The organism is Bernardetia sp. MNP-M8 (assembly GCF_037126285.1).
GTDB lineage: Bacteria > Bacteroidota > Bacteroidia > Cytophagales > Bernardetiaceae > Bernardetia.
The window spans coordinates 356,629-367,078 of the sequence record NZ_CP147012.1 but is presented as its reverse complement, the minus strand read 5'-3'; the positions used below and the strand labels follow the sequence as shown (position 1 = coordinate 367,078).

Below are 10,450 nucleotides of genomic sequence, written 5' to 3'. Positions count from 1 at the left end.
TTATTTCTTTTTGAGTACGATAATATGAGTAGGAACTTTAGTGTCTTTGAAAAGGCTTCCCATTTCATAACCATCTATAATGTTGGCTACTTTTAGGATAGCTTCTTTTTCTTTTTTGTAGGCTGTAAAACCTGTATTGAGAAGGTTTTGAGGAACGATATACACTAACAAACCCTCTTTTTTGAGTAGTTTCAATCCGTACCAAATAAAGAAAAATTCATAACTGGACATCTTTGGCTCTCCTTTGCGTGGAAAATACGATGCCCAACGACCTGTAAATTTTCCATAAGGAGGATTTCCGATTATGAGCGAGAAAGGATAACCTGCAAGCCATGTCGTATTTCCTGCATAATCGCTACGATAGCGTGGAGGTTGTAAAAAAAGTTGTTCGAAGAACAGATTATGAAAAGTAGAGGTAGGGAAACGTTTTGTTACTGTTTCAAAATATTCTATTTCGGTTTCCAAACCTACTACTTTACTTTTATCTAGAGCATGAACAATCATATTTCCTGTTCCGACGGACGGCTCTAAGACAGAACCACCATCATACCCATGAACTTTTGCCAATTCCCACATTTGTTCACAGATTTGTTCTGGAGTAAAAAATGCGTTTAGCTTCTGTTTGCCTGTTCGTTTTCCTTCGTTGTATTCCATTATCTTAATTCTCTAGCTGCACGTTTCAAGGCATCTTGCCATGACAATTTTGGACGGCTCTGTCTAGTGTTTTTAAATTCTATTTCCTTCACATTTTTCATGGTGTAGCCACTTTCTTTTTGCAGTTTTCTAGCTCTTGCTTGAATGGCTTTTATTTTTGTCATTCCTGCATTGCCTAAGCCTTTTCCTTTTTTTCCTTTTCTTGAAGTAGCTTTTTTGCCTTTCTTTTTCGTTCCGTCTAATCCATCAAGACCATTTACAGATTTTGATTTTTTACCACTCACGGCTGCCATGATTTCGTCTTTTTTCCAAACGCCAACACCAAGAACAGTTCCTACAATCGCTACGACTGCAACTGGTTTCACCCACTTATTATCCTTTGGTGCGATTTGTCCACCACTAAGACCACTTAATCCACTATTCTGCATGACAACTTTCTGTATCTTCTCAGAAATACCAATTTTATTGCGAAGTATGTACATAAATATTTTTGAGAAAGTAGGAATTAGAGAAGGTGCAGATTCTCTTACTTTATTTAAAGAAACAATAGCTTGCGAATAAAAACTTCTATACATCTTATTTTTCCAAATAGAAATATTTGTATTCATAATCTGTGTATCAGTTCTTTTGGAAAAACTTTTGTAGAAGTCTGTATCTGGCTCGCCATATTTCGCAAACACGAATCCATTATCTTCAGCTCTGCTATATGATGCTCGCCATACCGAAGTATCAGTATTTCTACCAATTATACTTCGAAAATTGTCTGGCAATAACTTTTGAGAAATACCTGTTTGAATAACCGAATCTAAAAGATTGTTATTTGGATTATATCTTCTTCCTAACTCTTCAATAGAAATAATTTGTCTTTCTGAATATGACATGATTTTGATAGTTTTTTTAATAAAAAATAAGTTGAATTTCTCTAAACACTTCACCCAAAATTTCATTTATAGGAAGTTATCTTTTAGTGCTTTGGGGAGGGATTTTTAAGCTACTAATTTTTGCTTTTCGTAGATACTCAAACCGACAGCTCCTAATGCAAAAAGGCTAGTAGCATATGCCGTTCTTCTTAGTATTGTACGTTGTTGCATTCGGTTATCAATCAGTCCATAAGTAAATTGATTACCATACATATTTGCATGATTCCTTGCAAGTGAGATAAGTTCATTGAAATCATTGGCATTTGCTAGAACTTGGCAACCTGCACTATACTCATCTACAAACTTTGTTGTACCGTTGCTACTCGCTCTATGAATGTTGATGCCGTAATAACCTTTCATCAACTTACCATTCATAAAATCCAAACGATTATCTTTATTATAATCTCTTCGGATTAGAACCTCGCCACGCTGAACAAGAGCTTCATATTTACCACGATGCGAACCGAGTTGATAAGCATTTACATATTGTCCTGCTTGAAGCATTGCTGTTCCTCCTTCTGTCATAGGATTTTTCAACCAATATGTTCCTGTATCAGTTGTACAGTCGTATCTGTTTATTTCCCAAAATCCATTTCTATTTTTAAAAAAACACACAAACGTATCATCAAAACGGTTTGCCTTGGTGTTCGTAGAACGAAAACCGACCAAATTCAATTCATACGGTCTTTCGTTTACTTTCCATTTAGACTTTTTTAAAAATGTAGGAAGAAGCATACAATTATTTTTTAGGCGATAAAGCTATTTTAATCAGTCTTATTCCTAGTCCTACTGGAATAGCATAAGATAAAATTTCTAAAACGGTGTCCGTTTTTGTGTGTTTCTTTTCCATTTTTAATTATGGTCTATAAGGTCATTCGGATTAGCAATTACTTGTCCTCCGTTGATAGTTTGAATATATACTTTGCCGTTTGGGTGTTTTTCTTTTGCAATCACTTTACCCAAAATAACATCTTTGCCTACGACTACATTTCCTTTTGGGTCTTGGATTGTACAGGTTTTTCTTGTACGTACCATTCCATAACCTACTCCAGATAATCCAGAATCATTTAAAATATCACGGATAGCCTGTGAGTTGAGCGTGTCCCATGATACTTTTCCACCTTTATCAGTTGTTTCAAAATCTTTCTTCAATCCTTTCGAACTATACTGACGATAAGCTGCATCAATAGATTTAATTTCACTAGAGGTTTTATCTTTTAATTTAGATAAGATACCATCATAGTTTGTTGTGAAAGACCTCATTTCTTTAGCAATGTAAGAAGCAATATCAGCGTGTGATTCATTTACAGAACTTGATGAGCTGCTCCCTTTTTTGATAGAATTGAGTTGAGCTTCTGTTACTGGAGAACTTAATCCTGCTTTTGCTAATGCTGTACTGGTCATAGTCCCCCAAATTCCGTCAGCACTTGATACTGTTGCACCACTTTTTGTCTTTTGTGTAGCTGGTAAATGACCTGCTGCAATAAGAGCCTGTTGCAAACGAATAATATCAGCTTTTGGACTTCTTGAAGTGATGCCACTTGCTGAACTATAAGATGATCCACTATTGTAACTCGTATTTGTTCTTGGTGGAATTGTCTTTACTGGCTCTATTTTTCCTTTCCCTATCAGTTTTTTAATTTTTTCATTTTCGGAAGTTGCTACTGCATATCCTCCTCCTATTGCTGCTACGGCTGTAATCGCCAAAATAACTCCTGTTTTCATAATTTTTTCTAGTTTGGAATTTGCTCAATTAGTCGTGCAACAATTTTATAATCATCGCTACCTACTTTTACTAAATCTTTTGTTAGTGGTATTCCTTTTGCCATTTTCTGATACGATTTGTTTACGTCATTGAAAAAACGCTTAGAAGGCATTAATTTCAACAATCGATAACACTCTTCCTCATCTACATTCCAGTCAGTCCAATCCGTAAAAAGAGCATTATAGAACTGTATAGCATAAAATTCTGGTTTTTCAGCATCAGTAGCTTGTCCAAAATTATTATTTTCCTGTGCTTTACGTACACTCTTACGAACCAAAATAACAGTTGTAACAGGAACTCCAATGACAAAGGCTAATGTGGCTAGTTTAGGTAATATTTCGGCTGCTTTTATTGCAAGTAGTGGATTCATAGCTTTTTTTCGTTATTCAGTTTTTTACTATCCTAATTCCGATTTTTTAATCCAATCAGGATTTATATTATCAAGATTCTCACGACAAGCAACTTCTTCTTTGATACCTTCAAAATAGTCTTTGTCATTTACCATTTTTTCGTGTTCTTTTTCGATAAGCCTGTTAGTTTCTCTTCTACAATGAGATACCGTTTGATTTATAATTGTATCAATGGTAGTCTGCATCCCTATTATAAGTGCAGTCAAAAGAATGTCTGATTTATGCTCTTCAATAAAAGAAGGATTAAGACTTTCTATTTCATGGTTTTTTAGGTCTTCCATGAAAGATTTTATATTTTCTAATGGGTTCATAGGCTATTTCTTCGTTTTTGTGGTTTTCATAGCTAAGGCTTTTATCATTTTGAATTGTTTAGATTCAGAATTAATATGATGTGCTATTGTGAGAAGTCCGTCCAAATTATCTACATTTTTGTTGAGCATTTGATGAAAAGCGTTAATTAATTGTAATGCTTGTTCGTCAGATGTAGCTTGAAAAGTAGCATTGAACTGATTAAAATTATAGGTTGTCATAGCTTAAAATTCGTTTTCGTTATCGTTTGGAATAAGGTTTTCTAAAAGTTCTTTATCGTGTGCAGCTCGTTTGAGAAAATCAAAAATGGTTACTAATTCAACCTCTTCAAAATTCTTCTCTAGTTGCTTAAAAAATTGTAATTGTTTTTGTTGTTTTTCTGTGAGTGATGGTTCACTCGCTGCTGAAAATTTCACCTCACTAATTGGTGGAGGATTATAATGTGTTTCTTGTTCTGGTTGCTCTTGGTTCAAACTTCCTAGCATTCCTAGTGCTGGGTACGCTTGTGAGAGTTTAGAAGTAGCTAATATTTGTGCTGCTGCTGGTGCAAATGTTTCTAAAACACCACTAAGGCTATTTTGCTTGTCCTTTACTTCTTGAATTTTTTCTTCAGCTTTTCGCTTTATTGTTTTGACTTTTTTTGTCAGATACTCTACTTCTTCCTCTAAATCTTCAATTCTTCTGTCTTTTTCCCAATCTGATTTGGCTTTAGCAATATTTAATTTTGGTTCATTTGCTTCTTCTGCTGCTTTTTGGGGTGTTCCATTTAAAGAATTTTGTGGCATAATTAAACAAGTAGCATCAGAATGTCTGCTTGTGCCTTGATAAATTTTAACAGTTACAAATTGCGTTGTAGGCTCTAAATAATCCATGAAATCATAAAATAATTCTGGGTCATTTGTGCGTGTAACAATAGGCATTTTGTCTATGGTAATTGAATATTCTTTATTTCCTTGCTCTATTACTTTTAGTAACATTTCAAGAGTTTTGTCGGAGTACGGTTTGTTTACTACTGAACTAGCCATAGTTTTTTTTCGTTTTGGGTGGTTTTTAGGGAATTTCTTTTATTGTTTGGCTAAATCTACGACTTGCCAAAATTGCAGCGTTTGACGGTTGTACGTAATGTTTGTAATTTTCACAGTTCCAGAATGTTGAAGTGTAGCTTCGTTGGTTTGTTTTCCAAATTCGCCAAAATATCCATCTCCAGAGAATACGAGTATTCCAAAATCTGTTTTTGGATTATCGATAACCCAAAACTCGCCATAATGTAGTTCTTTGGTTATTGTCTCTTCTGGTTCAAGAATCATCAATCTTACATCTACTGCGTAATTGGTCATGCCAACTTCTTTGCAACGCTTTTCTATGTAGTCTATCATTTTATTGATACATTAAAACAAGTGTAACTGTATATTTAGGGTCTGGACAAAATTTATCTATTGAACCAAAACCATTTGAAAAACCATTACTAAAAGCATCATGACAATAGTATTTTGTACTCAATTTATCTGTACTGATAACTTTTATTATATCTCCTGCTTTAACAGGTAATACAAGACGATTAAGTTCTAATTTTCTCTTTAATTTGCCTTTTGGAAGTTTTACATTCACTCTAAAAAAAGAGGAAACTTCTGTGTTAAGATTTACACTAATTTCTGCTATCGTTCTCAAATCTACTTTGTAATATTCATTCGTTTCATTGCATGTTGCTGTAATGCCTACAATTTTTGTGGCATCACTTGGCATCCTGAAGGATGATTTTATTACTTTGTCCAAATCCATTTGTACACGGTGTACAATGTATTTGACTGGTTCGTAGGTTTTAGAGGGTTTCATAACGGACAATTAGAGTAACTGGATAAACGGTTGTTGTTGGACTGCTTGGACTTGGTTCGTCTTGAAAACGAATTTTGATAGTATGCGCTGTGATAGGTTCATCTAGCAAATGTATCCTCTCACTTGCTGGCACTTCTTCGCCAAACATGATGAATTTTGCAGGAAAATTTTCTGGAAAGATTTCACGATTAGAGACTTCAATTCGTGCGCTTCCTCGGTTGCTCAATAATGTTTCTTCTGGACTATCAAGCCTAATTCCTGTTACTTTTTTGGCTTCACTAGGCAAATCAAATTGTTTGTCAATTCGTGAGTCAGTAACATCAAAGGAATATTGTTTATAAGATACTTTCATGGTAATAAATAAGTAAGTAGTTGATAAATGAGCTAATCAAAAAAAGGCTACACACACACGAATTACGGTGCGTGTGCCTTTTTTTCCCTATTAGCACCAAAACGGTCTTAAATAACTTTTTCCTACTACTTAGGAATTACACGAGTACCTGTCAAGATTAGCATAACATACGTATTTGCAGGTACACCACTCATTGTAGGCATCATAAGCTCTGCTTCAATTTCGCCTTCATCTTTTATAAGACGTGGATTCTCTAATGAGTAGTGAGAAACTTGTACATTGTCAGCATTGATAAAAGCATAACAAGGTAAATCAGATACGATTTCTCTTTTGTGTGCTTTTAGTGTCAATACGGCTGTTGCATCGCCTGTGATACCTTTCCATGCGATTGATGTTGCTTTTTTGATTTCGTCGGCTGTTGGAGTTGCTCCTGATGCTGTTACTGGCAAACGTAAAAGTGTAATACCATCAACTACAAAGGCTTCTCCTTTTGGCAAACGATTATTATCCAAATTGGTAAGACCAATACTTTTTACGTCAGACGAAAGGAACATTTTTGTTACAGATTCTAATTTCTGTACTGAATAAATCATACTGTCAGCCAAACGAGCATCATTTTTGAGGATTTTCTCACGTAAACTTGCATCAAATTCTGATGATTCCATGAACTGCATAAAGGCAACTCTTGAACTTGAGTTTGACATAGCAAACTGAACAGCTTTTTTTGTTGCTATACCAATTGCAGAACCTTTGTTTCCACCATCTCTAGCTTTTTTTCCTTGAACACCTAATAGTTCTTCCATAATTGAAAATTGTTGTTGTTGCTACTGTTGGGAGCAACTGTTTTTAAATGAAAATTAAAATTGTTTTTGTTGTTTTTCTTTGATTGAATAGCTTTTTATAGCTTAAAATAAACCGTCCATAATATCGTCTTCATCGTCCTCATAGTCATTTAGACCAAATAAAATGGAACTTTCTGAAAACTCATCAGAACCATTGAGATTAGAATCAAACTCATCATCATCATCACTACCGTTCAGCTCATCGTCATCGTCTTCATCATCTTCCATACCTAAAAGTCCTTCTAATGCGCCTATTTCATAAGAGATGTTTTCGATAAATTCTTCATCATCTCCAGATAAGCCTTGCATAGATGCACCGTGTAGCATTCCGATTACAGCATCTATCTGCTCCATAGTTTCCTCATCTAATCCGTCATCAATTCCCATGAGTTCTGGGTTGTTCATAACAGCTTCGCTGATTCCTTCTAAGTTGTGTCGTATTTTACCGAATGTTTCCATGAGGTCTATGTCCTCATAACCGTCTAAAAAGTCGTCGTATTCGGCTAACGCTTCGCCTAATTCTTCAATGAAGGGGGATATTTTGCTCATAGTTTCTCTAGCTTCTAATTGTTGGTATTGATTTTCAATAGTACCTACACTTTTACCCATATCGTTATCAGATAAATAGTAGGTGTAAGATTCGCCTGTTGGCTCTACTTCGCCTAAAAAAACGGCTCTTTGAAGTGCTTTAGCGTGGTTTTTTACTCGTGTTTCGGCTGCTTTTAAATTAAATAGCTTTGTGCCATCTAATCCGTCCATTCCGTTTACACTACTTGGTGCAGTTAATGAACTTGCCATACCTGCACCTACGGCTGTTACATAGGGTTGGTCAAAGTATTCTCCTGCAAAAATGACTGGCATAGAAGCTAAAAAACCTGTTCTACCAATTGCCTGTCCTGTGAAAGCACCTACAATCGTAGCCATAAGAGTTACGGCTGTTTGAACGCCACTTTCTTTTAGTTTCCCTTTGCTTTGTGCTGTTAAAATATTGCTCATAATTGAAAGATTGTTGATTTTATTTTAATCCATTAAAACTAGCTCTACCGTGTTTTCGGTGTGCTTTAGAGTGGGTTTTGGGTGCAGAGGTAGTGGTAGTTTTTGACTTTGATTTTGACTTTTTAGACTTCTTTTTGCCTTTCTTTTTCGTTCCATCTAATCCGTCTAATCCATCAACTCCGTTCATTGTGCGACTACGTGGTGCAACAGCTTTAGAGCCTGTTATCATTTTCACTATTTTACTCACTCCCCAAATTCCAACAGGAACACCAACGGCTACCCCTGCAACAATAGCTGGGTTTTCTTTGGTATAAGTAAGAGCTTGGTCTAAGACTTTTGGCAAACCTTTTTTATCAGCTTCTTCGCCTTCCTCTGGTTCATCTTCATCTAAATCTAAATTTACTGGAGGATTGCCTTCATCATCATAGTCCTCTTCATCATTTGGCAGTTTAATCATAGCTGCTCCTTTACTGATAGTAAGACCTGTTTCCTTGATTTGATTTGCAGTTGTTTCCATTTCGTCTGCAAAATCATCTTTGAGTTCATTGTCTAACTTTGCAGTATCAAAGAATGGGTCTTGTTCTGCTGTTGTAGTAGCTGTTTTTGTATCGCCACCCCAACTACCTTGATTGTTGTACGTTTCCCCATCGTCTGAAATCCACTCTTGAGGTTTTTCAATTACTTCTGGTGTATCAACTTCTGGCATATCAAACTCATCTTTTTCAATCACTTGCTTTTGAGGAGTAGCTATTTTTATAGTAGGCGTACTCGTTTTTATAGTAGGACTGCTCGTTTGAATGGGTGTAGCTTTTTTGAGTTTTTCGGCTGCTTTAGCTTCTTTTTTAGCTTTTTTCTTGGCTCTTATTTTTGAGAAAAGTCCTTTTTTCTTTGGATTGGCTGCCTTTTTTTCTTTTTTGGCAGCTCGTTTTACTTTTCGTTTTTCCTTTCCTTTTTTGAGCTTTGATTTGACCTTAGAAAAAAGTCCTTTTTTCTTTTTAGTAGTTTTTTTCTGTTTCTTGGCTGCTTTTTTGGTTGCTCTTTTCTGTTTTTTGGCTGCTTTTTTAGTTGCTTTCGCCGTTTTTCTTTTTGCCTTTTTTGAACTACTCTTTGTAGCTTTTTTTGCCTTCTTCTTGGCTTTTGCTTTCTTTTTTGCACGTCCCAAACCTGCTAAATCTTCCATCACAGAAGTTTCTGTATTATATTGAGTTTCTGTGTCTATTCCACTAAGCATTAATGTACTCATCTTGTAGTCTTTGTTATCGGTATAAGGTACTTCATAATCATTATCATCAACTACACAATCAATGATATTGTAGGATTTTGGTTTTTTGGTGCGTACAAGAACTTCCCTTCCATTTTCGTCAGTTTGAAACTCTTGATAATTGGGTGCATCTCTATCGTAAGCAATCGGATAAACGTGTTGCCAATCGGCTGAATATTTCGTTACTCGGAAGGCAAAGGGAATCCCTAAATTATAGAGGATTGAGCCAATGAAGACTGAGTAGCAATCGCAATCAACACCGTGTACACGGTCTGCCCATGTGCGAGCTGGTGTGCGTATTTCCTCAAATCCTGCTCTATCTTTGGTATATTGAATGTGTTGATAAACAAAATCAAAAATAGCTTTACACGTATCTTGGATAGTGTTTCTTTTAAGCTGTTGAGCGAGTTGAGCCGTATCTTTATGACGTTGTTGTACAATCATTTTCATTGATTGTACGGTTTCGTCCACATTGATAAAATTGGATAATTTGAGTGTTTTTAAATCAGCTTTGGCAATGAGGGAATCATACTGATAGCCGTTTTTAAGCGACCTTTTGTTTTTTGATGTCATAGCCGAAATGGTAACTTAAAACTTTAAAATTATCGCCTTTGTAAATGCGTTCTTCTGGAATGCCTACACGACGTTTGTTAGTGTGTAAATCTGTGTACTCAATCTTTCTTGCCCATTCAATAACATTAAAACAAGGGCATAACTTGACGGCTACTTGATTGTGTCCTAATATTTTAGCATTTGGATATTTCCATAAATACCATTCTAAGGTGCGTATTAGCTCCTTTTCTTGCATTTCGGTTCGGTTATCCTCTCCATTCATTCCACCTTCCCAACAAAGGTGTATCGTATTTCCATTGTGGATATAAATATCCTTTGCTCGGAATGCTTTTACTCCGTTTGACTGACTACCGTGTGGTGCAAGTCGTTTTACTAATCCTGTGTCTTCTACAATAATATGGTAGCCTTCTACTGTCCATTTGAGGATTTTTAAGAAGTAGTAGCGTAACCATTCCCATGTGTATTCTTGTGGTGATGCGCTCGTATGAATCATTATGTACTCTACTGCTTCATCGGGTAGTGGTCTATAAGCCAT

Annotated in this window: 15 protein-coding genes; all 15 read right to left on the bottom strand. The window is 35.7% G+C overall.

Features of this window, described 5'->3' with window-relative positions; genetic code table 11:
* The 15 genes from V9L04_RS01620 to V9L04_RS01550 all read right to left on the bottom strand — a co-directional run bounded on the left by V9L04_RS01620 (position 1) and on the right by V9L04_RS01550 (position 10,450).
* Positions 1 to 654, bottom strand: a complete 654-nt coding sequence (locus V9L04_RS01620) for an N-6 DNA methylase (protein WP_338792318.1) — start codon at positions 652 to 654, stop codon at positions 1 to 3.
* On the bottom strand, positions 654 to 1,535 hold the full coding sequence (locus tag V9L04_RS01615) for a hypothetical protein (RefSeq protein ID WP_338792317.1): 882 nt from the start codon (positions 1,533 to 1,535) through the stop codon (positions 654 to 656). The genes V9L04_RS01620 and V9L04_RS01615 overlap by 1 nt, the downstream gene beginning before the upstream one ends.
* 105 nt (positions 1,536 to 1,640) lie before the next feature.
* Entirely contained in the window at positions 1,641 to 2,309 is a 669-nt protein-coding gene (locus V9L04_RS01610) for a hypothetical protein (protein WP_338792316.1), read from the bottom strand.
* A 117-nt stretch (positions 2,310 to 2,426) separates the two neighbouring features.
* On the bottom strand, positions 2,427 to 3,299 hold the full coding sequence (locus V9L04_RS01605; RefSeq protein ID WP_338792315.1) for a hypothetical protein: 873 nt from the start codon (positions 3,297 to 3,299) through the stop codon (positions 2,427 to 2,429).
* A gap of 8 nt (positions 3,300 to 3,307) precedes the next feature.
* Entirely contained in the window at positions 3,308 to 3,709 is a 402-nt protein-coding gene (locus V9L04_RS01600; RefSeq protein WP_338792314.1) for a hypothetical protein, read from the bottom strand.
* Positions 3,710 to 3,736: 27 nt separating this feature from the next.
* Positions 3,737 to 4,060: a hypothetical protein gene (locus tag V9L04_RS01595; RefSeq protein ID WP_338792313.1), complete on the bottom strand. Its 324-nt coding sequence runs from the start codon at positions 4,058 to 4,060 to the stop codon at positions 3,737 to 3,739.
* Between the two features lie 3 nt (positions 4,061 to 4,063).
* Complete coding sequence (locus V9L04_RS01590; RefSeq protein WP_338792312.1) at positions 4,064 to 4,279, bottom strand: hypothetical protein; 216 nt, start codon at positions 4,277 to 4,279, stop codon at positions 4,064 to 4,066.
* Positions 4,280 to 4,282: 3 nt separating this feature from the next.
* Positions 4,283 to 5,083, bottom strand: coding sequence for a hypothetical protein (locus tag V9L04_RS01585; RefSeq protein WP_338792311.1), 801 nt, complete (start codon positions 5,081 to 5,083; stop codon positions 4,283 to 4,285).
* A 39-nt stretch (positions 5,084 to 5,122) separates the two neighbouring features.
* The gene (locus tag V9L04_RS01580) at positions 5,123 to 5,434 is read right to left on the bottom strand and encodes a hypothetical protein (RefSeq protein ID WP_338792310.1); all 312 of its coding nucleotides are present in this window, start codon (positions 5,432 to 5,434) and stop codon (positions 5,123 to 5,125) included.
* A 1-nt stretch (position 5,435) separates the two neighbouring features.
* The gene (locus V9L04_RS01575; protein ID WP_338792309.1) at positions 5,436 to 5,891 is read right to left on the bottom strand and encodes a hypothetical protein; all 456 of its coding nucleotides are present in this window, start codon (positions 5,889 to 5,891) and stop codon (positions 5,436 to 5,438) included.
* Entirely contained in the window at positions 5,878 to 6,243 is a 366-nt protein-coding gene (locus V9L04_RS01570; RefSeq protein WP_338792308.1) for a hypothetical protein, read from the bottom strand. The genes V9L04_RS01575 and V9L04_RS01570 overlap by 14 nt, the downstream gene beginning before the upstream one ends.
* 125 nt (positions 6,244 to 6,368) lie before the next feature.
* Positions 6,369 to 7,046 carry a hypothetical protein gene (locus tag V9L04_RS01565; protein WP_338792307.1) on the bottom strand — a complete coding sequence of 226 codons (678 nt, stop codon included), beginning with the start codon at positions 7,044 to 7,046 and terminating at the stop codon, positions 6,369 to 6,371.
* Between the two features lie 102 nt (positions 7,047 to 7,148).
* Positions 7,149 to 8,081 (bottom strand): hypothetical protein, encoded by a 933-nt coding sequence (locus V9L04_RS01560; protein WP_338792306.1) that lies wholly within the window; start codon positions 8,079 to 8,081, stop codon positions 7,149 to 7,151.
* 19 nt (positions 8,082 to 8,100) lie between these two features.
* Entirely contained in the window at positions 8,101 to 9,915 is a 1,815-nt protein-coding gene (locus V9L04_RS01555; RefSeq protein ID WP_338792305.1) for a hypothetical protein, read from the bottom strand.
* The gene (locus tag V9L04_RS01550; RefSeq protein ID WP_338792304.1) at positions 9,887 to 10,450 is read right to left on the bottom strand and encodes an N-acetylmuramoyl-L-alanine amidase; all 564 of its coding nucleotides are present in this window, start codon (positions 10,448 to 10,450) and stop codon (positions 9,887 to 9,889) included. The genes V9L04_RS01555 and V9L04_RS01550 overlap by 29 nt, the downstream gene beginning before the upstream one ends.